The organism is Microbacterium sp. Y356 (assembly GCF_059445355.1).
Genome location: NZ_JCAIUE010000001.1, coordinates 1788659 through 1812326, shown reverse-complemented (window position 1 = coordinate 1812326; position 23668 = coordinate 1788659). Strand labels below are relative to the sequence as shown.

12 protein-coding genes are annotated in these 23668 nt (G+C 62.0%); 3 read left to right on the top strand and 9 right to left on the bottom strand.

Annotation, left to right across the window (positions count from 1 at the left end; translation table 11 throughout):
- Positions 1–103: 103 nt before the first annotated feature.
- From AC1C2Q_RS08650 to AC1C2Q_RS08640, 3 genes are all read left to right on the top strand, one after another.
- A complete protein-coding gene (locus tag AC1C2Q_RS08650) occupies positions 104–1768 on the top strand; it encodes a serine hydrolase (RefSeq protein ID WP_495449775.1) in 1665 nt (554 codons plus the stop codon).
- 244 nt (positions 1769–2012) lie between these two features.
- Positions 2013–6104, top strand: a complete 4092-nt coding sequence (locus AC1C2Q_RS08645; RefSeq protein WP_495449774.1) for a glycoside hydrolase domain-containing protein — start codon at positions 2013–2015, stop codon at positions 6102–6104.
- A 213-nt stretch (positions 6105–6317) separates the two neighbouring features.
- Complete coding sequence (locus AC1C2Q_RS08640; protein ID WP_495449773.1) at positions 6318–8321, top strand: DUF262 domain-containing protein; 2004 nt, start codon at positions 6318–6320, stop codon at positions 8319–8321.
- Positions 8322–8330: 9 nt separating this feature from the next.
- Here AC1C2Q_RS08640 and AC1C2Q_RS08635 read toward each other — a convergent pair whose 3' ends face one another.
- From AC1C2Q_RS08635 to AC1C2Q_RS08595, 9 genes are all read right to left on the bottom strand, one after another.
- Positions 8331–10067: a DNA/RNA helicase domain-containing protein gene (locus tag AC1C2Q_RS08635; protein WP_495449772.1), complete on the bottom strand. Its 1737-nt coding sequence runs from the start codon at positions 10065–10067 to the stop codon at positions 8331–8333.
- A gap of 2 nt (positions 10068–10069) precedes the next feature.
- Positions 10070–10414, bottom strand: coding sequence for a nucleotide pyrophosphohydrolase (locus tag AC1C2Q_RS08630; RefSeq protein ID WP_495449771.1), 345 nt, complete (start codon positions 10412–10414; stop codon positions 10070–10072).
- A gap of 86 nt (positions 10415–10500) precedes the next feature.
- Positions 10501–11322 carry a hypothetical protein gene (locus AC1C2Q_RS08625; protein ID WP_495449770.1) on the bottom strand — a complete coding sequence of 274 codons (822 nt, stop codon included), beginning with the start codon at positions 11320–11322 and terminating at the stop codon, positions 10501–10503.
- Between the two features lie 45 nt (positions 11323–11367).
- A complete protein-coding gene (locus tag AC1C2Q_RS08620; RefSeq protein WP_495449769.1) occupies positions 11368–11685 on the bottom strand; it encodes a hypothetical protein in 318 nt (105 codons plus the stop codon).
- Between the two features lie 226 nt (positions 11686–11911).
- Positions 11912–14959, bottom strand: a complete 3048-nt coding sequence (locus tag AC1C2Q_RS08615) for a Z1 domain-containing protein (protein ID WP_495449768.1) — start codon at positions 14957–14959, stop codon at positions 11912–11914.
- A complete protein-coding gene (locus AC1C2Q_RS08610; RefSeq protein ID WP_495449767.1) occupies positions 14956–15939 on the bottom strand; it encodes a PD-(D/E)XK motif protein in 984 nt (327 codons plus the stop codon). The genes AC1C2Q_RS08615 and AC1C2Q_RS08610 overlap by 4 nt, the downstream gene beginning before the upstream one ends.
- Positions 15923–17449, bottom strand: a complete 1527-nt coding sequence (locus AC1C2Q_RS08605; RefSeq protein WP_495449766.1) for an ATP-binding protein — start codon at positions 17447–17449, stop codon at positions 15923–15925. The genes AC1C2Q_RS08610 and AC1C2Q_RS08605 overlap by 17 nt, the downstream gene beginning before the upstream one ends.
- Positions 17449–20823: a Swt1 family HEPN domain-containing protein gene (locus tag AC1C2Q_RS08600; protein ID WP_495449765.1), complete on the bottom strand. Its 3375-nt coding sequence runs from the start codon at positions 20821–20823 to the stop codon at positions 17449–17451. Before AC1C2Q_RS08600 ends, AC1C2Q_RS08605 begins: the two co-directional genes overlap by 1 nt.
- 1 nt (position 20824) lies before the next feature.
- The gene (locus tag AC1C2Q_RS08595) at positions 20825–23647 is read right to left on the bottom strand and encodes a DUF1156 domain-containing protein (protein WP_495449764.1); all 2823 of its coding nucleotides are present in this window, start codon (positions 23645–23647) and stop codon (positions 20825–20827) included.
- Positions 23648–23668: the final 21 nt, after the last annotated feature.

The window sequence follows — 23668 nt, the reverse complement described above, 5'->3', positions numbered from 1 at the left end:
CGCAGACTGATTGTCTGGGGAACGGGATCCATGGCTTCGTTGGGGCGTAAGAAGCCATGGATCCGCTCACAGATAGCCAACCGGAGGCAGCGACATGAAGGTCATGAGCAGCACCAAGGGCATAGCACGCGTTGTCGCCGTCTCGACGGTGGCAGCACTCACGCTGGGAATCACGGCGTGCACCGACGGTACGACCGAGGAACCGTCGTCCTCGAGCGGGCTCGCCGTCGCGCTCGGTGGAAACCCCAGCCAGGATGTCGTCGAGCTCTACACAGATCGCGACACGGCAGTGGCTGCAGCCGTCGACGCGCTCCCCGAGTTCATCGAGAAGGCGCTCGAGCAGACCGGAGTGCCCGGCGCGGCAGTGGCGGTCGTCTCAAACGGTGAGGTCGTGTTCGAAGAGGGATACGGAGTGCGGGACGTAACGACGGAGGAGTCCGTAGACGTCGACACCGTGTTTCAGATCGCGTCTTTGTCCAAGCCCCTCTCGTCAAGCATTGTGGCCAAGGCGATCACCGAAGACGCCAATCTGTCCTGGGAAGATCCGGTCGTCGAATACCTCCCCGACTTCGCGCTGAACGATCCGTACGTGACCGAGCATGCAAAGATCGCCGACTTCTTCTCGCACCGCACCGGCATTCCGACCGGTGGCGGCGATGAACTCGAGGACATCGGGTTCGATGTCGACTACATCATGGCCCACATGAATCAGATTCCTCTGGCGTCTTTCCGTGACACGTACCAGTACTCCAACTTCGGACTGACGGTGGGCGGCGAGGCGGTCGCGGCGTCGCGCGGGCAGACGTGGGCGGAGACCGCGCACGAACTGCTGTTCGAGCCGCTCGGCATGACTTCGACGACCACCCTCCACGACGAATACCTCGCCGCAGATGATCGCGCGGCGATGCATGCGCGCACCGGTGAAGGCGTGTACGAGCAGCTGTTCGACCGTAACGCTGATGCCGAGGCTCCTGCCGGCGGTGTTGCCTCCACTGTCGGCGACATCGCGAAGTGGATGAATATGGTGCTGGCTAACGGCGAGGTCGACGACGCGGAATTCATCGACCCGCTCGTGCTCGCAAAGACCTATTCCGCCCATTCGATCACCGGCGGCGATGCCAAGGACCTGATATCGCGCACATCGCACTACGGCTTCGGCACGAACGTCGGTGCCACCGTCGCCGGCCGCGTGAGCATCAACCACTCCGGCGCATTCGGGTGGGGTGCGGCCACCAACGCCACAATGATCCCCGATCTGAACCTCGGGATCGTCGTGCTCACGAACGGTGCGCCGTCGGGAGTCCCGGAGGCGATCGTTTCGGAGTTCCTCGACCTCGTTCAGTTCGGTGAGGAGACGCGACCCTGGTTGGACCTATGGCCCACCCGCTTCGCGGAATTCGCCGATCCGGCGGGCGACCTCGTCGACGAGGAGCCACCGACGGATGCTGCGGCAGCGGGTCCGGCCGGCGACTACGTCGGCACGTACACGAGCCCCTACTTCGGCAACTTCGTCGTGACGGAAGAAAACGGCACTCTCACCGGGGCGCTCGGCCCCGAGGGCGGCTACACGTTCCAGATCGAACCGTGGGATGGCGACACGCTGTCGTTCGTGCCGACCGGTGAGAATGCGCTCCCCGGTTCACTCTCCTCGGCGGTCTTCGTTCGCGAGGGCGAGCAGATCACCGGAGTCACCCTTACGTACTTCAATAAGTTCCCCGAGGAGGGGCAGGAGCCGAACGGGCTCGGCGTCTTCACTCGGGCCGGCTGAATCTCGGGTCGACTGAGCCTCGGGCCGGCCGAATCCCGGGCCGATTGAGCCTCGATTCACCAACGTCGCCCCCGAGCACTCGCGCCAGCTCCAGCGCGATCGCCGCATGCCCTGCCGGGGTCGAGTGGATCCCGAATGTTCATTGACGCGCTGTCGAGTGTTCATTGACGCGCTATCGCGCCGCCGATAACGTTACCAAATGTCTGTGGCGATGAAGTACCGATACGCAGGGAGTCATTAGTTCATGAGTGCGCGGAAGCTCGGCTTGACGAATCGAATGCTCGCAGGACTGACAGCCGCTGTGCTGACGACCGGATTGCTGGTCGCCGCAACCGGCGCGCCGGCGGCGGTCGCGAGCTCTACGCCTGATCAGGATCGCGACTACGTCGGACTAGTGAATCCATGGGTCGAGGCAGACATCGGGAGGTTCTTCTTCTTCCAGTCAGCCAGCAACCCGTTTGGCATGGTGAAGCTTCGTCCGGACACCTCCACGCACCACGCGCGCGGCACGGGCTATCGCCAGAACGAGAACGACGTCAAGGGGTTCAGTCACCTCCACGACTGGCAGCTGTCCGGCGTGCAGGTGATGCCCACATCCGGCGAAAGCGTCAGCAAGCTGGAGGGCGACACCGGATGGCAGTCGCACGTTGAGCACGACGACAGCGAGCTCGCCGAGCCCGGCTACCACCGGTTGCACCTCGATCGGTACGACATCGATGCTGAGCTCACGACGACCGACCGGGTCGGCATGCACCGCTACACGTATGGGGCGAGCGGTCCGAGCGAGATCATCGTCAACCTCAGCGGGGTCCTTGGTGAGGCCGTGATGGATGACGCCCACGTGACGCGCGTCAGCGATCGCGAGATCGAGGGATACTTGAACCAGCACGGCGAGCGCTACCCCGGCCGCCACGAGACGACCCTGTACTTCAACATCCAATTCGACACGCCCTTCAACTCCATGAGCGGATGGGCGGATGGCGCGCTGGTCGAGGACGGCGCGCCTGTCGACGAGGTCACCGGACCCGATTCGGGCGTGTACGTCCGATACGACCACCTCGACGCGGGCGATCAGGTGCAGATGAAGGTCGGCCTGTCGCTGACAGGCACTGATGGTGCTCGCCGCAACGTCGAAGCGGAGCTTCCCGGATGGGACTTCGACGGCGTCAAGACTGCGTCGCAGGATCGGTGGAACGAGATGCTGGGCCGCATCGACGTGACGGGCGGCACCGAGCAGCAGCAAGAGAAGTTCTACACCGACATGTTCCACGTCTTGGCCGGTCGCAGCACGATCAGCGACGCCGACGGTGCATACATGGATGACACCTGGAACAACGGTCAGGTCAAGCAGATTCCGACCGGCGATGACGGCGTGCCCGAGTTCGCCATGTACAACTACGACGCACTGTGGTTGACCCAGTGGAACCTCAACTCGGTACTGGGCATGGCATACCCGGAGATCTACTCGAGCATCGTCAAGTCACAGCTGCAGATGTACAAAGACGGCGATCTGCTTCCGCGAGCGCCCGTGGCGGGCAACTACTCGATGGTGATGACCGGCTCACCGATCACCAACTTCATCTCCGGTGCGTGGAACAAGGGCATCCGCGACTTCGACATCGACGAGGCGTTTGACGCGATGCTCGACGCGCAATCGCTGGGCGGTCTGTACGACAAGGCGTCTTCCGATTACCTCAATTGGGGCACCGGCGGTAACCGCTCTTACCTCGATCTGGGATACGTGGCGAATGAGTCGACAGGTCAGAGCGCTGGCCAGACACTGGAGTACTCGCATCAGGATTGGGTGCTCGGAGAACTCGCGAACCAGCTCGACAAGCGAGGCCTCAATGCGTCACAGTTCGCCACGGCGACAGCATCCTCTCAACTCGATGACGCGCACGCCGCGGAACGGGCCGTCGACGGCCGGCCGCTGCGCGCGCCGACGGACGTGGAGTGGCGCTCGAGCGGCGAGCAGAACCCTTGGATCGACCTGGCGTGGGACGAGCCTCGCCTGATCGATCACGTCGTGCTCAGCGATCTCGCCGATCCCAACGACAACGCCCGTGCCGGCGAGCTCAGCTTCAGCGACGGCAGCAGTGTCACGGTCGATGAGATCCCCGCCGACGGGAGCGACAAGGTCGTAAAGTTCGACCCGCGTACCGTCGACTCCGTGCGGTTTACCGTGACCGGAGGAGAGGGCGAGAATGTCGGCCTCAGCGAGATCGAGGCGTGGGATGACACGGATCTCGGTGAATATCTCGGTGACCGGTCGCAGAACTGGCGCAACGTCTTCGATGAGGAGGTCGGGTTCGCTCGTGCCCGCAACGCCGATGGCAGCTGGCGGGCGAATTTCGATCCGATGTCGTCCAGCGGCTTCAACCAGGCGAACTCGTGGCAGTCGACCTGGTTCACCACGCACGACGTGATGGGCCTGGCCAATGCGATGGGCGGCGAGGCGGCATACGCCGACAAGCTCAACTACGCGTTCGAGCAGTCCGGGATGGGCCAGTACATCGGCGGGTACGGTGACAGCGCCGTCAACTACGGGAATCAGCCCGGCCTTGAGATGGCGCACCTGTTCAACTACGTGGGCTATCCGTGGCTTTCGCAGAAGTGGGTGCGTGAGATCAAGGAAGAGGTCTACGGTTCGACAGCGACCGACGACGGTTACGGTCACCACGACGAGGATCAGGGCCAGATGGGCGCGCTCAGTGCTCTGATGGCGATCGGGCTGTTCGAGGTGACCGGCGGCGGGCTGGAGGATCCGGTTTACGACATCACCTCGCCCGTCTTCGATGAGATCACGATCAAACTTGATCGTGAGTATTACGAAGGCGACGAGTTCCGTATCGTCACGCACGACAACTCTGCCGAGAACCTCTACATCCAGAGTGCGGAGTTGAACGGCGAGCGTCACGACAACGCGTGGTTCCGTCACGACCAGTTCGCGGCGGGCGGCACGCTCGAGCTGTGGATGGGCGCCGAGCCGAACAAGAGCTGGGGCGTCGACGAACTGCCGCCGTCCGAGTCTGCGTCAGAGGGCAACGAGCCCGTGTTCGCCTCCGATATCGAGCTCTCCGGGCCAGACCAGATCGCCGAGCCGTATAGCTCGACGACGTACGAGGCGACGGTGACCCCAGAAGACACCCTGCTTAAAGAGGTCTATTGGTCGGTGACCGAGCCGGACGGATCCAAGACCGACAAGGCGACGATCGATCGGTTCAGCGGCGTCCTGACCGTCACCGACCGGGAGGGTCAGATAGCAGTGACGGCCAGCGCCGCGGACAGCGGTGAGGCGAGCTCAACGAAGGTGGTCGACATCGCCTTGGATCGAGACCTGCTCAGAGGAAACGCGTCCCGATGGCCAGGAGTCACGGCGACGGCGTCGTCGCAGTACAACGACGGCTACGCCCCTGCGAAGGCAGTGGACGGCGTGACCGGGCAAAAGGACACGGGTGACTGGGCGTCCAAGGGAGAGAAGAACCCATGGATCGAGCTGAAGTGGTCTGAGCCGGTGAAGGCCGACAAGATCGTCCTTTACGACCGTCCGGGCGAAGACGACGCTAACGCGGGCACGTTCACCTTCAGTGACGGCAGCACGGTCAAGGTCGAAGGCATTCCCGCTGACGGCGCCGCGATGGTCATCCGTTTCGACATGAGGTCCTTCGATTCAGTGCGGTTCCAGGTCGAAGGCGGCAGTGGCCCCAACGTCGGGCTGTCGGAGTTTGAGGTTCACGCGCTGCCCACCGGGCCCGAGGCGCCGCAGAACGTCGTCGCGGAGGCCGCGGATAGGTCTGCGATCGTTTCTTGGGATGCTCCGGAGTTCGACGGCGGCGTACCGATCACCGGATACATCGTCACGCCCTACCAGGGGGATGTGGCTCTGGATCCGCTCGAGGCGGGGAAGGATGTCGCCGAGCTGAGCGTGCCGGACCTCGCGCCCGGGGAGACATACCGATTCTCTGTGACGGCTCAGAACTTCAGTGGCGCGGGCGACGAGAGCGCACTGAGTGAGCCGGTGCATATCGGGCCCCCGGCGTGGGAAAAGGGGACGGAGTACGACACCGGAGACAAGGTGTCGTACAAGGGCGCCGTGTACGTCGCTCAGTGGTGGACCACTGAGGTGCCTGGTGCGTCTGCGACAGGATCCTGGATGGAGCAAGGTGCGGTGAGTACGTGCGCCGAAGGCGACGTCGCGGCATGGACAGCCTCACAGGTCTATAAGGGCGGTGAGCTCGTTCTGTTCGACGGTGACGTGTTCGAGGCTCAGTGGTGGACGCGCAATCAGCAGCCGGGCGAGCAGTGGGGGCCTTGGGCCCTGGTTGGGGTGTGCTGAGCGGGGGTCGTGGGGTGCTCTCGGTGCGCGGGTATCCAGGCGTATGCGCAGGGTGAAAGGAACTGTTGCCCGTCCACGGCGTCGGGTTCGGCATAGCTGTTGCCGCGCTATGACGCCGATGCTGGGGAATACGCGGAGGCTCGCAGCAGCGGCGCTTCCGCCGTGGATAGGCCATTATGAATGTGCGGTCTCGCGCGATCAGAGGAGCATCCCTTGCCTAATCCGAACGTCTCTGCCCGAGGATGGCGAACCCTCGATTGGCTCGGGAGCACGCCCGAGATCAATGTCCCTGTGTTCCAACGCGCGTACCGTTGGAGTGCGGATGCCTGCCGCACGCTGCTGAACGACATCCGTGCTGTCGCGCACGCCGATGAGCATGAGTCGCACTTCATCGGATCGATCCTCGGAACTGGCGAGGCCGAGCTCACTCTCGTCGACGGACAACAGCGCCTGACTTCGCTCTTCTTGTTGCTGATAGCACTGCGCGACTCTCTTGGTGGAGAGGACCCCGCGACTGTGGCGGAGATCGACAGACTGATCTATTCGGAACCCTCGCGCACGCGCCTGCGGCCGCACGAAGGGGCTGAAGAGGTGTTCACGCGGCTTGCGCGCGGTGAGTGGACGGCAGCAGATGAGTCCACCACATACGTGCAGAATTACCTCGAACTTCGGCGCGAGATCGGCGAGGACGTCGGTTCTGTCTGGGCGGGCATGGGCAAGCTCGACCAAGTAGTCATCACGCTGGGTGAGGAATCGAACGCGCAGCAGGTGTTCGAGAGCCTGAACTCAACTGGAGAGGAGTTGAGGAACCACGAACTGATCCACAACTACGTGTTGATGGGCATGCGGCGTGAGCAGCAGGACACTATCGAACGAAACGTATGGCGTTCGATCGAGGAACACACGGGTGACCATCTTGAGCGCTTCTGGCGAGACTTCATCGTTCTCACGGCGGAAAGTGCTCCAGAACTTCGCGGTTCGCACGGACTGTATCGCGCCTTCAAAACGATGTATCCGCGGTTGACATTCGAGACGCTGGGGCAGCTCGGACGGGAGTGGACGCGGCTGACAGAACTCTTCCGAGTCCTGCAGGATCCGCGTGGTGAAGAAGATACCGAGATCGCCCGCCACTTGGCTTACATGCGTGACCATTTCCCGTCGGCATCGCCTTTGACACTCGGGCTGTATCGCGATTATGTTGACGGACGCCTGTCGCGGGCCGGGCTGCTCGAACGTGTTGAGCGGGTGCAAACGCTGTTGCTTCGACGGACGCTTGTCGGCCTGAGCCGCGAACTTGATTTGATCGGCCCACTTTGTCGCTTCGACACTGGTGATGACCTGTTGGCGGCGCTCATAAGTCGCACACCGGAGGATCCGCGCATCCGCACTGGGTTGCTCCATCAGAGGCTGCCGCTCGCAGGCTACGTCTTAGAGCGTCTTCAGGAGACGGGTGATCTGGAGTTGGGTGAGCTCCAGATCGAGCACATCCATCCCCAAACGCCGAGCGACAAGTGGGACGGTGGCGGTGAACGCTGGGGAGCGCTCAGCGACGTAGAACAGGCGGAGTACCGTGCGCGCCTGCAGACCCTCGGGAACTTGACCCTTCTGGAAGCCGGATTGAATCAAGGAGCTGGGAACCGCTCGTTCTCCACCAAGCAGAGGAGTTACTACGCGAAGAGTGGCGTCCGTGAGAACAGCGGAGAACTGGCAGATGGCGCTCTTTATCCGAACTGGACAATCGATGCGATTGAACGACGCACAGTGAAGCTGACTGAGCGTTTTCTCGAGATCTGGGCTCGCCCATTGGGCGGTGCTCCCGCTGAGTTCGCTGATCTAACACGGGTTGTAGATCTGCAGTACTACCCGCGTGCTGGCGCATTCTCGGATCAGTTCGAGTACGTCGTTCACGGAACCGAAGTGATTCCCGATCTGCAGGGGATCAAAAATCTGTGGCTATACCTGGTTCGGCATCTCTGGCTGACAACGCGAGCGGAGCTAGCGGCATACGCGGAAGGGCGCGGTTCGACTGGCATCATCAAAGACCACAGGCCTCCGCGCAGTCAGTGGGGTGAGCTGCCGGAGGGTTTCTATGTATTCCAGGGGTGGGCGTGGCAATGGCTCGTCAAAGAGACGCAGGATCTGATCGAAGCCTTCGGTCTCGTCAATGTCGTGCGTGTGAAACTGCGCTATCCGGAGCTTGCCGACGTCGATGACTGAGTCGATAGTTCAGGTAAGAAGCCTGCGTAGGCGCTCCCGCAGCCCGGGATCGCACACGTACACGTAGGTCCCGAGCATCCCGCGCGTCAGCAGTACCCCATAGATATTCCGGATCAATACCAGCAGGTCTTCGTCGCCGAACGCGTCCTTCAAGTGGCCGGTGTTTTCCTTGCCCTTTTTGTCGCGGTAAGCGTCCCAGTCCGCAGCGATCTGTCCGGACACCGGATCGATCCGCAGATCCGGCCCGATGATGACGCCGGCGTAGTTAAGGTCGTATCCCTGCACCGTGTGGATCGAACCGACCTCCTCGAGTGACCCCTTCGAGTTGATCCAGTCCTTGGCAGTGCTGTTCCACCGCAGCTGCTGGCCGTCGACTTCGATGTCGAAGGCAGCGGGGTCGCGGCGAGACACCCAGTCCCACGCGTATCCGGCAACCAGCCGAGACAGCCCCACCTCGGCATCCTTCGCGACGATCGCCGTGCGCATCTCCCCGAGATTGTCGAAGAGCTTCAGGTCGTAGTCTCCGAACTTTGGACGTGCGGGAGCTTCGCCGCGCAGCATCGCGCGGATGAACTCGACGTAGTCCGCGCCGGCCTGCACGCGCATCTGTGTGGTGAGCGCGTAGTGGCGGTGTGAATCCTTCGCGGCACTGACTTCGCCGTTGAGGATGGCAGGTGAAAGGTCGTGCGGACGCACGCTCTGTTCGCCGTCGACGAGCAGCAGTTGGTGCTTGCTACGCTTCTTGATCCAGTCGAGCTGCGTATATCGAGGTGCGTCCTCCTCGAAGAGGGCGATGTTGATATCGCGGAACTTCTTGTTCTGAACCCCGGATGCCTGGTTTGCTCGCTGCCCCAGACGATGAGTCTCGTCAACGAGGACCAGATCAAAATCGGCATCCGATTCGCCGAACTGGAACGGAGTGAGGACCATCTTCGGATCCAGCCGGGGCGTTTTCTTGAACACCTTCTTCACTGATTCTCGAAGCGACTGCTGAGGGATGACCAGAGCTATGCGCAGGTCGGCGAGCAGCGCGCGGTTCTCCGGTATGAAGAACTCAGAGAACATCGAATCGGGCTCGATGTCGGCGTGGTCCTGATAGTCGCGGATATCGGCGAGCAACTTCATGAGGAAGATCGCGATGATCGTCTTGCCCGTGCCGGGATTGCCCTGCACGACGAGTGTCGAGGTGGCATCCGGATGCTGCAGGTCTTCGAGCAGGCCCTCGACGATGTCCGTGATCGCAACGGCCTGGTCATCGTTGAGCGCCTTGAACGGGGAGAGCTTGAAGAGGTCTGAGTTCTCGATCTGCGGGATGCTGCGGGAGAAGAGGCCCTCGCTCCGAAGCGTCTCGAATACGTCGCGGAAGGACTCGCGATAGAACTCGCGGTCGTAGTACTGCGCGTCGGTGAGGCCGTCGTTGCCGTTAAGGATGTCGTACCGTCCGTCGCCGTGGAACCAGCGGATTAGGTGCGACTCGAGGTCGAGGCAGACGGACTTGTTGAATCGCTGGTCGACGATAACGCGGATGGATTCCAGGCCTTCGTCCTTCTTCGGGCCGGCGAGGTGCTGACGCATTCGCGTCGCAGTGCTGACGGTCTCGCCCACGTAGACGCCGGGGGCCTTGCGCTGGTCAGCCCCGTCGATCACATAAACGACGGGCCAGTTGGTGTGCAGCGGGTCGCTGCGCGCCCAACCGTCGAATGCGCCGCGCTCGAACGCGAGGCGCTCGATGCTGAAGGTTGTCACTGCTACTCCCGCCTTTGCTGTTCGGCGGCGAGCTCGGTGTATTTCGTCATCCGCCCCTTTGCCAGCTCGACGGGGTACTTCGCGCGGGTCGACTCTAGCTTGCGCATCACGATCTCGTCGAGACCGACGCCGAGTCGGCCGGCGAGATGGATGCAGTAGGTGACAACATCGGCGAGTTCTTCTTCAACTCGTTGCTGATCGGGTGTTCCGCCCCACTGGTAGAGCTCGAGCAACTCGGCCGACTCGATAGAGATGCTCTTCGCGAGGTTCTCGGGGGAGTGAAACTGGTCCCATTCGCGCTCGGCGACGAAGGCGCGGAGGGCGGCGAGAGTTTGCTCGGTGGGCATGGGAGTGACGGTAGCAGGCTAGGGCTGCTTGATCGCTACATCATGTTGAACGGCTCGAATGAGCCGTCGCCAACTACTGTCCAATCTCAGGAAGTAAGGGTTCGGAGGCGGTCGCTGAGTTCGGTCCGCAGCTTGGCCATCCCTTCTGAGTTCGGTAGGTAGGTCAGCGTTCGGATTGCTTGTAGGTCGAAGGGGACATCGTCCAGGGTCTGGGCGATCTGAACCACGTCACGTCCAAGGGCGTGAGCGAGACCCGTTTCGTAGAACACGTTCGAGTTCTTCTTCGACAGATCGGAAACTACGATGCGAGCACGCCAGATCAAGCTGAGCACGTCATCCATGATGTGATGGTTCTCCCAGATGTCGTCCGCCCGATAGCACCGCAGACCAGCGTCCTCGACTGCGCCCTGGATCGCAGCGTGCACCGCGTCAAATCCTGCGAACGGCATCATGATCGCGACGAGATCATGTTCTCGAGGCAAGTCGCGTGGGATCGCGATCGCCTTCGATGTTGAGGGATTGTCCGCCTGCACGCCGAGCAACGCCTCATAGACATCAACATCTTTTACCGACCAGTGTGTTCGGCTGAGTTCGAAGTGGTTCTCGATTCCGAGTGACTTTGAGAGCTGGGAAATCCGAGCCATCGGGATCGGGGGGACGGTCGTGCTTTGGCTGAAACGGAAGGTCAAATCGCCTCGCGATCCAACTCCGACATCGTCAAGACGACCTAGACGTGCGTATGCGGGCGCGTCTGGGTCCCCCAGCTCTGGCATGAGGAGGGCTGGCAGGCTAGTGAGCCTCTCGAAGGCTGTGCCGTCTTCGAGGTACGTCCTCAGAGCGGGGATCGTGTACTCAAACATCCTGCTCTTCGAGATGCCATTGTTCACGCCAACAAGGAGGTTATACACGAGGTATATCTTGCCGCATATTCAGCCGGCGGTCTGCTGACAGCATCAGAGCTTATCGATCCAAGTGTCTTCTTCTCGATCGTCCCAGGAATTTCCCGTCGACGTCTTCGCACGAGATTCAACTCGCTGACGAAGCCTCGGGATCAGCCCAGCGGCGTTCTTGGAGTCGAGCGCTGCAACAGTTCGAAGGCGAACGCCGATGAGTTCGTAGACGAGCTCGAACTGCTCGCCCGCTGTGGTTACGCCGAGCGCAGCGAAGAGCAGCCGGATTTCTGCCCGTTGCTCGGTGGTCATGGGCTGCGGTGCGGTAGGCACTGGCGAAGGCTCGCCAGGGAGCTCGAAAAGATCAAGTGGTTCAGACATCAGTATTCAATTCTCCCCGCGATGATGCCTTTCCGCCAATCTTGGTCTGCCGGGCAAGGTCGTCCAGTCGCTCCATCTCACGAGCGACTAGGGCGCATGCCTCGGACGCCGGAACACACATCCCAGATGCGGGTCACGCTCCCCGTCTCGCTGAACTCTAGAGACGCGTAGCCGATGCGCTGTGTTCACATCGCCAGAGTATGCCGAGGCGCGGCACTGTGGACGCTCAGTCGACGTCCACAATTGCCTTGTCCGCGTCTTGACCCTCACGCCGTACACCAAATCCGATTCGTCCGCGGGGCGCTGAGCCGTAGGGCATCGCGAGTGAGAGCAGCGTCGCGACACTGTCGCTAGACATCACAGAAGGCCAAGCGGGGCGTTTGATGCGAGAAGGCTCTGCACGCCCTTCATTGGCGAGTTCCTCGCTGGAGACTTCAGGGTCGTACGCGAAAGTGAGGAGAAGTGCTCCGCGCGTGGGCGTGGAGAGAATATCCGCCTGTGGGCCAGCAGCGACCTCTCGGTCGGGCTTCTGCGCAATGACTTCAAGCGTGGCGCGGTGTCGGCGCTCGCTTCCGGCAAAGCCGGGACGGTCTTTTCGTCGCTGACGCTCAGCGATCGAGATCGTGGTGTCATCCACTTCGCGCTGGTAGCTCGAGTCGAGCTCCGGGACGATGATCGCCCAATCGTCTAGCGTTCCTTCCTCCTCAGCCTTCTCGATCATTCGGATCGTCGGATTGAGCTGATCCGGTGAGTACAGCTTGATCTCGCGCAGCGCATTCAATACAGCTGCGGTAGACGCTGTGCTGACGCGCGCATCGAAACTGGTACCGTTCACGCCGAAGAACTTCAGCGGATCTGAGAGCGAAGTGAGTAGTGGGAGTATCGCCGCGAGGTGCTTTGTATTCTGCGCGCCGTCGGCTCGGGGACCGTGTGCGTTGAAGTCCTTGACTGCTCCGCCGTCACCCTCGTACTGCAGCACAGCGTTGTACATCTTGTTATTGCCTGTCGGCTTCAGCCAGGGCAACTGCTGGAAGACGAGCGGCGGGACGTGAATCGGCCGCACCGCGGGGAGGCCGTCCTCCTGGATCTCCGCGAACTTGCGTAGCTGGCCGCGGAACTCCTCCTCGTCTTCGATGATCGAGGTGAACGCGTCGTACAGGTCGTAGGACTTCCCGCGACCGTCGATGATGTTCCGCGCGATGTAAAGCCGGACGAGGTCCCCGTACCCGGGACGGTAGCCAAACCATCGGCCCATTTGCATAAGCGTGTCCGCGGCAGCGGCGCGTCGTCGGTAGTACGTGATCGTCAGGCCCTCTACCGTGAATCCTCGGCTGAGCTTGGCGCCACCGACCATGATCCGCCAGTACGGGCGAGTCTGGAAGTCCATCGCTTTGTAGTCGCTGTCCTTGGTGCCGTTGACGACGACGACAGGATCGCTGTCGGCCGTGATCTCGTCTACAGCCTCACCGATGGATGTCTTCAGTTCGTCGAATCGCTCGGGGAGTGGCAGATCGTCCCACTCGTTGCGTGAATTGTGGACGCGGAGAAAGTCGGACTCGTAGAGCTCGCGGAGTCGGCTCAGACCGGCAAGGCTGCTGTAGGCACCCTCGCTCCACACCTTGCGGAATCGTGCTGCGAGCTCGGAGTGCTCTGAGGTCCTGACGGACTCGTGTACGAGCATGGTGTGGTGTCGATACGAGAATCGGTCGTCGAGCGATTCTCGCCACTTCTTGATCGCACCGCTGAGGACAAACGCGTCGAGCGCGCTCAGGATCTCAGCCTCCTCAGCGGCCGGGTCGTCCTCTCCATCGGCGACGAGGCTTCGCACGAAGGCGGCTTCGTTCGAGTAGGACGGGTCGCCCTTGTCTTCGTCGGCTATGCCGCCGAGATCGTGGAAGTATCGCCCGCCCATGTATTGCGAAGAGGGCTGCAGGCTGACCAGAAAGTCCTTTGGGAACAGATCTTCTGAGTCATCGGGCGAGATGAAGACGTTGGCGAATGGAGTCGCCGTGTAGCCGACGTACTGGGCGCGAGGAAGCTCCTTCAGGAGGTCCGCGATCAGCTTGTTGATCGCGGATCGTTTCTTGGCTTCAGCAGCCACTTCCTGCTTCGACCGCGGGTTGACGGTATTGACCGACGCTTGATCCGCTTCGTCGTCGATGATGAGGGCAGGGATCTCTCGCCCTTCTGCACGAAGCTGCTTGAGATCGTGGAGCAGATTCTTGAGAGCGGTGGTGTTCTTCTTCATCACAGCGATGCGCGCGTCGACCGAGTAGATGTTCTCCGGCGCGTAGACGGGCTTCCCAGGGTCGCGAAGTCCACCTGCGCGACGGAAGTCCAACGCATCCTTCCCGAGTCTCAGCTTGCGGTAGTCCTTGTCTGCGGTGGTCAGTCGCTTGATCGCTGGCACTTCGGGAAGCGAATGGACATCCTGGCCGTGGCGAAGGAACTTGTGCGCGAACCAGTCCGAATCCTGCGTGCCGATGTAGTCGATTTCGCGGATCGAGTTGGCGTCGTTGACATCCGCACCGTCGAGGATGTTCTCCTCGCCGACTAGCTCCATGTCGAGACGACGCTGGGTTTGTCCTCTGAGGAGCTCGATTGTGCCGGTCAGAACGATCACCAGCCGATAGCCGGCGTCGATCGCCTTCGCGACGATACCCGTGAAGTTCGCTGTCTTCCCGCTCTGCACATGGCCGACTACGAGGCCTTTGGTCTGGTAACCCTTCGCGGCGCTGGGGTCCGCCAAACGCTGGACGATCTCCGTCGTGGATCGATCAAGTGTGGCGAGGGCGTCGACATCCCAGCCCTTGTCCTCGAGTACGCCTCTGTAGGCGCGCCAGTAGAAGTCGTGCGACGAGCGTCGTTCCTCGTCGTACCAAGGGGTCCAGTGGATTGGGTCAACGATCATTGCATCGAGCTGTGACGCGCTTGGGAACTGATCGTCCAGAGTTTCGCGTGCACCGGAAGATATCTCCAGGAGCTCGTAGATCCTCTCCCGTCGCTCAGGAGTTGCTGGGCCAGTGCCATCGCTCCACTCCGCGGTCGTGGCGGCGTCCCAGAGTGCCAGCGCCATGTGCATAGCACGACGAGTCGAGTCGTTCAGCTCCGGCACGCTGACCGCAGCGAGTACCTCGGCCTCGTTGGGGGTGAGGTCCGTCTTGCGGAGATCACTCGTCACTAAGTAGACGAGCTCCTCCGGACCGGTATCGCGTATCTGGGTCAATACTTTGCGGACCGATGCCGCGACCTGACGATCGATGGGATTGGTCATTCGGGTACCTCGCAGAAGTCGTGAAGCGGTGAAGTCATTGCCGAATGGTCAAGGTCGGTGACGTTCACACGGTACGTGACGCTACTGACATTGGCTCGGCTCGGAACTACCTTGTCGAGCCGAGCAGATGTGATCGCAGGGAAGGCATCGTCGATGAAATATGCTCGCGGTGTTGAACGCAGTTGGTAGCGAACGCGGTAAAGGTCCGCGTCGGCATCGTGCCAGCCGAGCCCTTCCAAGGCTGCATCGAAAGTACGTCTCGTTTGGTCGAGTTGCGATCGTACGTCAGCGATGAGAGACGGAAGCGAGAACCCTTGGTTCGCAGCGCCTGCTCGTGTGACTTGAATCGAAACGAGATGTAGCGGGCGATCGGGTGAGGGCTCGAGCTGGGTATCGGAACCGATGACGTGTGTCCTGGATTCGGACTTGGTCGTCTTCACTTCCGCGTCGTAGCCGGCGAACGCGAAGTCATGCTCCTCCGCGAGGGGACCGAGCCACGACGCAATCGCCACTCCCTCGCCGGACTCACTGATGACATGCCGAAGGACGAGGAGCTCGCCTATCAGCCCGATCTCTTTCTCTTCGGTTAGTCGCCGTCGACTCGCAAGCAGATCCTTCATTGCAACGACTGCTTCTGAGACTGAGTGGCGGAAGGACGCGCCCGCACGAAGCTGATCGACGACTGATTCGATGAGCGCGTACGCCTCGTAGTGCATGTCACTGGCGTCCACTGCCAATCGGAACCACTCGCCGCCATCCATTGAGATGCGGGAGAACGCGAGCCGCTCAAGCGCGGTCACCTCCGGGTCTGAGCCAACCGCCGGAGTCATCAACAAGATCGACTCATTGTCGGGATCGATCTCCATGCGCACGAACGGCGACTGGTGTAGAACGAACGCGGTCTTCACCCCGAACTGGAAATACGCCTCAACTGTCCGTGGGTCCAGATGGGCTGGGTGATCATCATTGGTCGGCGCCATCTCGCAACTCCTTCTCTTGACGCGCGGACTCATCTCGCATGGCCGCTGTCAACAACTGGTCCCACGCTTCGAGCTCAGCCTTTTCTCGTGACCCGAGGAAGGATCCTTCGAAGTATCTCGAGTAGACCATCATCAGTAGCGTTTTAGCGAGTGACGCATCTTCGTTGTCGGTCGAGTTGGCTCCCGCTAATAATCCGCGGTAGGCACTGTTGAGCCAGATGGTGCGGTTCTCCAGATCGATCCGAACGGGTGACTCTGAGGCGTCGACCTGCCAACGGATGCTGACCGGCTCCGTATCCGCAGTCTCGACTGACTCCGCAAATGCCTCACGCATAGACGGGCTAAGACCTCGGCCGGGTGCGACGAGCGAAACTGGGCGTCGGATGTAGCGTCTGCTCTCGCGGCGCCGCTCCTCCGCAGCTACGAAGAATTCGCGGAGAGGCACGCCGTCGGGCGTGAGCGCAGCACTGAGCAGCGCTTGACGTAGATCGGCGTCGAGCTCCAGTCCCGCTTTCTCCGGGTTGATTGTCACGTGTCGTTTCAAGGCTTCATCGATATCAACAGCGACTCGGACGTACTCCAGTTCCGGCCGGTCCACGGCTAGAGTGTTCCATCCGCCGGCCTGCAAGAGCCGATCGTGTCGGTAGAAGTAGAAGCCTTGGGCGAGCGAGCCCGGACGCCCGCCAAGCCGAAACTCGGGCAGGCCTGCCTGCGCAGCGGGCCAGATATGTGCGATTGCCGAGCAGTCGTGATTATCGATCGAGAACGTGAGTGCTGCAGGGAAACGATCGTTCTGAATTTTCGTATAGCCGAACGGATCGATCGCTGTCACTTTGCGAGGAACACCGGACTCGCCGTAGCCGACATCGAAGACGTCAATCGCGAGCGTCACACGAGATGACTGAATGTGCCGGTGGAAGATGATGCCCAGATGCGTCTTCAATGAACTAATCCGCCCATCAAGCCACTGGGCACGGTCCTTCTTGTCTGTGCTGCTCAGGAACGTCCGGGGCCGCACCCACTCTATGACGGTGCCCTTGGCGAGGGAGAAATCAACGCGCATATCCGCAAGCACTTCGGCGACATCGTCATCGTCGAGGTCGCCGATTCGCGTGGGGTCCTGCGCCGCGATCGTTCGCCCCGCAGGGAGGATCCCATGGCGCTTTGAGTACACGTTCAAACGATCTGCCTGGCTGAGGGATGCAGCCTTCAGACCCAGCCCGAAATGCCCTTGGTCCTCCGATCCGTAGTTGCGCTTCCTCGCGAACTCCATCGCGCTGTCGAGCTGTTCCGTGTCCATGCCGTCGCCGTCGTCGATCACCTGGAGACCGGTGATCGCGCCATCGGTTTCCAGAAATCGGACCAGCACCCGTGTGGCGTTTGCGTCCAGGCTATTGTCGATGAGGTCGGCGATCGCAGTTTCGAACGTATGGTGTCGCCCGACCGCCTTGGCAATGGACGGATCGGGCTGCGCCTCTCGAACCCGTGTGACCCGCGCACTGCTGGACATCAGAGATCCTCGAACGCGTTGGGGTAGAGGCCGAGCTGGTTCCCGTTCTCTTTGACCGTGCGCACGACATCTTCTGAGAAGCCGTCCGACTTGCCCGCTGCGATCTCGACCCGGACCTCGAACGTGTCCGGATCGGCATGGCGGAGATGCTCGAGGAGCTCCTCTGCCAGCAGCACGACTTGCGATCGCAGATCGCCCCCAGGCTTGAGCTCGATCGCGCCGCGGTAGCGAGCGTTCTTGATCGTCTCGCGCGGTTGCGGGGGCAATGGGTTCGCAGTGGTGGTTCCGTTTGCGCCGGGATGAGAGTCAGACTGCGGTGCCACATCGAAGGCGCCTTCAGCAGCCGCGGCCTTCTCGCGGTCCCGCTGCTCACGCGCGAGCCTCGGGCTCACCAGCAGCATGTCGTCCGTGAGCAGGGCAGGTCGCGCATCCTCGATCGGCAGTCGGAGCCCGACGAAATCGCCGGAGTCCTCGTCATAGCCGTCCGCCAGTGCGAACCCGATGCCCTCCCAAGCGGCGTCGCCCATGGCCCCGGCGATTGCGTCGAGTAGTACCTGTTTGTCGCGCAGCCGCGCCAGATACGGATACTTCGTGTGGAAGTCCCAGAGGTCGCCGATGCTGATGCGACCGCTGTTCCACTTGCTCCGCAGGCTGTTCTGCAGCTCGATCGCGATCGACTGCATGGAGAACTGCGTGATGACAACGTCGTTCTTTTCGAACTTGTCCCCGACCGTGCGGATCACCGAATCGGTGGCGCCGTCGGCCTTGATCTGAGAAGTGCTCCAGGGGAGGTTCGCGTTGGGTTGCTGCGGATAGAAGCCCCAGATCCACGTCTCCCGGATGCGCTGTTCCACAGTCTTGTTGAATGTGCTGATGCGCTGCGAGACCGTCTCAACTTGACCCTGTGTTAGATCCAAGACCTTTCGCTCGTCGTGCACGCCCTTCCAAGCCAGGTACTGGCGTGTGGCTTGCTCGAGATCCGCAAACCGCGACTGATCGGGCGCGAGCACCACGAGAGTATTCACACCCTGTCGTGGAGCATTTCCACGAGTTCCTGCCACCTCGCGGGTGAAAGCTTGTGCCTTCGAATCGGAGCTCTTGCCATCGTGGGAGTGCTGCGGCCCCGCAATGACTAGCCGCACCTTCTCGGACTCGGCGATATCACCTGAATCTGACGGCGCGTAAATCACGTCGGTGAACACTGGTGGGTGCTTGGTCTGGAGGCGAAGTCGGTCAACGATATGCTTCTCAACGTCTGCCGCACTGTAGGACTGAGCACGCTCCGCGACGGTACGGTTTAGGGACACCTGCAAGTCGAACCAGTAGCGGTCGCTCTCTGCGTACAGGTAGTTCGCTCGCTCGCCCATCAGCTGGAGCGCACTGCCGAAATTCCCGATTGTGTCCCCGGGCATGGCTACTCCGAGGAACATGCGTTTGCGCTCGATCCCCTTGTGGTTCGATCCGAGAGTCGCGGCCGAGCCGATGAACGTTGCACGTGCGATCCGTCGGGTCAGTGCCCTCCCGCCGAACAGTGGCTTCTCCTTGTCGACGAGGATCGCAGTGCCGTTGAGCCCATCGATATCGCTATCGATGACGGACTTCCACCGGTCGCCATCGTCGAGGTATCCGGTTAGCTCGTCTCGCACAGCCGCGGAATCGAGGGGGATTGAGCCGGGCATGATCAGGGGCGAGTCGTCGCCGGCCGCGTGCAGGGCGTGCACGACTGCGCTCATCAGGCGCAGTACGCCGCGTGTGCGCTGGAACTTCTCGAGCGTCGACCAGTCACCGTACAGCCGATCGAAGAGCTCCGGGTGGATCGGGTACGCATCGCGGATGCGCGATTCGTACGAGGGGTCGCGGGTCTCAGCTGGCAGCTCACCGAGGCTGCGGCGGTAGTACTCGACGAAGGTCTTGGCTGTTGCGTCGATCCTTCGGCGGGCTTCGGCGTCCGGCTCACGGAACAACCGTCGTCGCACGATTTCGAACGACTCGCCGCTGGTCGCTGGCGTCCACGGCTGGGCCACTCGCGTGACGACGTTCTGCAGGCGCTCGAGCGCAGCACGTCCGTGCGCGCCTCCGACTTCGAGATCGGATGCGACGGCCGCGTCATCGTCGCGTCGAATATCGGATGCCGGGATCGAGACAAGTAGCAGTGCACCGGGCACTGACTTCACAGCCTCTGTGAGCTGCTGGGCGAACGTGAACTGCGACTCGAAGCTTCCGCCGACGAGACCTTCCTGCCCGTAGAGTCCGCGGGCGTACGCGACCCACTCATCGATCAGGATGACGGCCGGGGAGTGCTGTTCGATGACTGTTCGGATGGCGGCGCCCGGGTTCGTCCCGGTGTGGTCGGCTTCGGCTACCTGTGCGTAAGCTTCCGCTCCGCCGAGCTGCCAGGCGATCTCGCCCCAGAGTGTATGAACCTCCGTGCCGTCGGGCTTCACCCATGGCTGGCCTGGAGACAGCTCGTTCCCGACCACAGCGACGCGGCGCACCGATGCTGCGACGGTGGCGGGATCTACATCCAGCTCGCGCACCACATCTTGGACCCCCTGCGGGAACGCGGTGATCGCCTTCTCGCTGAACAGATGCCAGACGGCCAGCATGGAGTGCGTCTTGCCGCCGCCGAACGCGGTCTGGAGGTTGACGACCGGCGCCGCATTCATATCGCCAGCGATCCGGCGGACGGCGATGCCGAGGAGATTCTTTAGGCCCTCGGTGAGGAAGGTCCGCTGGAAGAACTCGATCGGGTCGTTGTAGTCCGCGGATGCCTCGACGCCGGTCGCGACCTGGTGGAGGTCAGCCGCGAATTCCGCTCGGGCGAAGTCGTTCGCAGCGATATCGGCGTGAGGCTGGAGCACCTCCCGCCATGGCAGGAGATCGGTAGACGAGAGCGCTGGCATCCCGGAGGAGACGCGGGTGTCGCGTCGGGTCTCTTCGGCGTACGCGGATCGCTGCACATCGAGCCGTGACCGGCGGGTTTTGTCTGCCGCTGGCCCCGCGCCGATCGCACGGAGCAGGCGCTCCATGGTGTCCAAAGCACGATACGCGTCATCGGGGCTGAATGGTTTCCGGTGCGCCCAGGAGTCGCGGACGGATCGCACCTCGCTCGCCAGATTCTGCTCCGCTCGGGAGAGCTCGTCGTTGAAGGCATAGCGTAGTGAGCCGAGGGGCTCGGTGAGGGCGCGGAGCTGTACTTGAGGATCTGTCGCCAGATACTCCTTGCCAAGGACGTCGTCTTTCGCAGCAAGCAGCCTCGTCCAGTCGGTCACGCCCTCAGGTAGGTGCGGGATGAGGACGCGCGCGATGAAGGGCTCGAGAGACTCCGACAGTACGTCGAGCGCCGCACCTACCCGGTCGATATTCGACACCATGTCATGCCTCCAGATCGTCGAAGTCGAGAGTCGGCGCAGCGGTCGGGGCGGGGCGGTCCGCTGCGGATGCCGCGGCCGCACGCACCTCGGGCCAGGACGATCCGAGTGTGTTGAACAGGATGCCGGCCTGCGTGAGGCCCCGCTTCTCAGAGATCGCGTAGAGCAGGTAGGCGAGCTCATGGGCTGCGGTCGTGTCGACCCCGCGTACCTCAGCACCTGCCAGGATCCGGCCCGACGCATCGAGACCCTGCTCCGAAAGCGCGCGGGCCATGTGCAGGACGATCTCCCACAGCGAGACGTGGTCGTCCGTGCGGGGGTCGTAGCCCTCCGGCAACTCATCGGGCGAGAAGAGCTTGACCTTGCCGCCGCCGCTGGAGATCACCCCCGAGCGCACGAGGCCAGCCACGGATGCGTTCTTCGCGCCAGCGAGCGTCTCGGCGTCCCCATAGAGGGAGACGTCGAAGCCGTGGGTCTCGAACCATGCGATGCACCAGCGGGTGTCATCGTCAAAGTCGCCCTCCTGCTCCGAGAGCACCTCGTCGAGCACGCCGTTGATGGCGCGGAGAGCATCGCGCACGCTCATATCCTCGCCCGACGGCTCGACGACGCGGGCGTACTTCGAGAAGATCGCCATGCCGGGACCGATGGTGGCCTGCGCCATATCGACGGGCGCAATGCTCCCCTGCTGCAGGTTGCGCAGGGCTTCGGGAAGGGTGCTCTTGAGCTCGGCGAGGAATCCGCGTCGGTCGATGACCGGTGCGTCATCGGGTCGGGGCCGAAGAGCGAGAACTATGGAGGATGCCAGCGCGTTAGTGCCGGATGCAATCATGCGACTAGCCATCTCAGATCGCATGGGCCACGTTCCAGTGATCATCCATCCTGAGCTGATGATGCCCGTAAGGATTGTCTCCCAGCCAGTCGACGCTGTGCCTTTCGCGTCAGATTCGGTTTGTTTGAACGCGTAATACAACGAGGCCGGGAACTCCTCCGATGCGGCCTCACGCGCACGCGAGAATACCTCGACAAAGCCGCCTTCGAAGAACTCCTGCGCCTCAGCCTTTCCGCCGTGCCGGTAAGGGTTGGCAACAAGTTCGTCCGCTTTTGGGACCAGCATTGTGCTGGTCAGCTCAGGGAGGACATCGCGGAGTGTGCGTCGTAGCCAAACATAGAAAAAGTCTGAAAGATCGGAATAACCGATGTTGTCGTAGTATGGCGGGTCGGTCGACAAGACCATGTTGGAGTATTCCCGACGCGCCGCGTGTGCACTGATGACGCTCGCGGGGACCTCTGGCGCCGCGAAGAGCAGTGCGTTTGGTACCTGTTCGATGCCGGCGGTCCAGGAACCCGTAGCGTGCCCGAATGGGTTGGCTTCGCCGAAATCCCACAGCATCGGGATTGCCTGACGTCCGAAGATATGCTGAATCTTCTCGCCGGTTGAGTTCCAGCGGCAGAGCGAGTTTCCGCTCATCGCGATTCGATCTACGACCATTCCCAAGTAGACGGCAACGGCATCGGCGTAGGCCGCAGCCCCGGTGCCACCCTGTTCGAGACGCTCACCCTCGGTGACGCCAGCGGATAAGGTATCCCGGAGCACGCGTTCACGCGCTTCGCTGACGAGGTCGCTGAAAGTCGTGAGCGTAGTCAGCTGACGGTTAGTGAAGAGCTTCTTGAACTCGTCGAGCCCGTAAATAGGGGCCTTGATATCACGCGGATAGTACCCGAGTCGACCTTCGGGGGCCGATTCAGGCGGAGACACTTGTGCTGCAATGGTCTGCTCGACGTCTGGTCCGATGTATACGCGTCGGCGAGTCCCTTCCGTCACTGTTGCCATTAGCTGAGTGCCCAAACCGATCGTGGATCCAACTCTGCGTATATGGGCCAGAGAAACGGCCGATCCGCACGACATACAGGTGGCACCAGTACGGCCCACAGTGCCCTTATCTACGTTGACCGGGGCCTTGCTTGTGTCGTGCCCGATTGAGAACTCGACGCGCCCGTCGACCACAGTGGGAACGACATAGGCCTCCTTGCCCTTCTTTTTCCCCAACCACCACGAGCGGACGAGAGGCATCTCGATACCGCAGGCCGGGTTGGGGCAGGTGACAGTACGCGCCCAGATCCAGGCGATGACGTTAGCCTCAGCGCCGTCGGGCAGCTTCGCCTTCGGATAGTGATGTCCGATCCGCTTCTCCGCCTCATTCCGCATCCACTCGCCGTAACGGCGGACATCCTCGGCGAGACCGGTGGCCTTCGGCCAGGAGTTCCGTGTGCCCTCTGCGCCGGGGAATACCGGTGGGCGATCGGCGAATTTGGGCGGGATCTCGATGAGTGCCTTGTTGATGAGCACGGCGACGGGGTTGAGGTCGCTCGCGTGCGCCTCGAGTCCCAGTCGCTGCGCCTCGAGAGGGATCGTCCCGCCTCCCGCGAATGGGTCGAGGATCGCCGGCGGGTTGCCATTGGTAGAGCGTTGGATCTCGGCGCGCACCTGATCGAAGAGCTCCTCATCGCCGAGGTTGTCCCAGTCGACCATGCGGGTGATCAGGTCGAAGAGTCGTTGGCGCTCAGCATCCACACGTGCGGTGGCATACGCATCGGCGTCGGGGATCCCGTCCCTTTCAGCCTCCGCGCGGTACTCGGCGGCGTACTCTCCCGGGTCATCCACGAGCTGAGAGAAGAGTACTGCGCGGGCCGTTGCGAGCGGACGGCGCGCCCACCACAGGTGAAGCGTCGAGGGATGCCCGTGTCGGATCGACTTCTCGCGCGCGGACTGCGCATTGATCGCTTCGAGGGGCAGCGCGACCTCGATGAGCTTCTTCTTCGGCACGACGGCTCCCGGGTGATGCGG

Coding starts and splice junctions, on each gene's coding strand:
- AC1C2Q_RS08650 (WP_495449775.1), top strand. CDS start 104: ATGAGCAGCACCAAGGGCATAGCACGCGTTGTCGCCGTCTCGACGGTG.
- AC1C2Q_RS08645 (WP_495449774.1), top strand. CDS start 2,013: ATGAGTGCGCGGAAGCTCGGCTTGACGAATCGAATGCTCGCAGGACTG.
- AC1C2Q_RS08630 (WP_495449771.1), bottom strand. CDS start 10,414: ATGCCCACCGAGCAAACTCTCGCCGCCCTCCGCGCCTTCGTCGCCGAG.
- AC1C2Q_RS08620 (WP_495449769.1), bottom strand. CDS start 11,685: ATGTCTGAACCACTTGATCTTTTCGAGCTCCCTGGCGAGCCTTCGCCA.
- AC1C2Q_RS08615 (WP_495449768.1), bottom strand. CDS start 14,959: ATGACCAATCCCATCGATCGTCAGGTCGCGGCATCGGTCCGCAAAGTA.
- AC1C2Q_RS08610 (WP_495449767.1), bottom strand. CDS start 15,939: ATGGCGCCGACCAATGATGATCACCCAGCCCATCTGGACCCACGGACA.
- AC1C2Q_RS08605 (WP_495449766.1), bottom strand. CDS start 17,449: ATGTCCAGCAGTGCGCGGGTCACACGGGTTCGAGAGGCGCAGCCCGAT.
- AC1C2Q_RS08600 (WP_495449765.1), bottom strand. CDS start 20,823: ATGGTGTCGAATATCGACCGGGTAGGTGCGGCGCTCGACGTACTGTCG.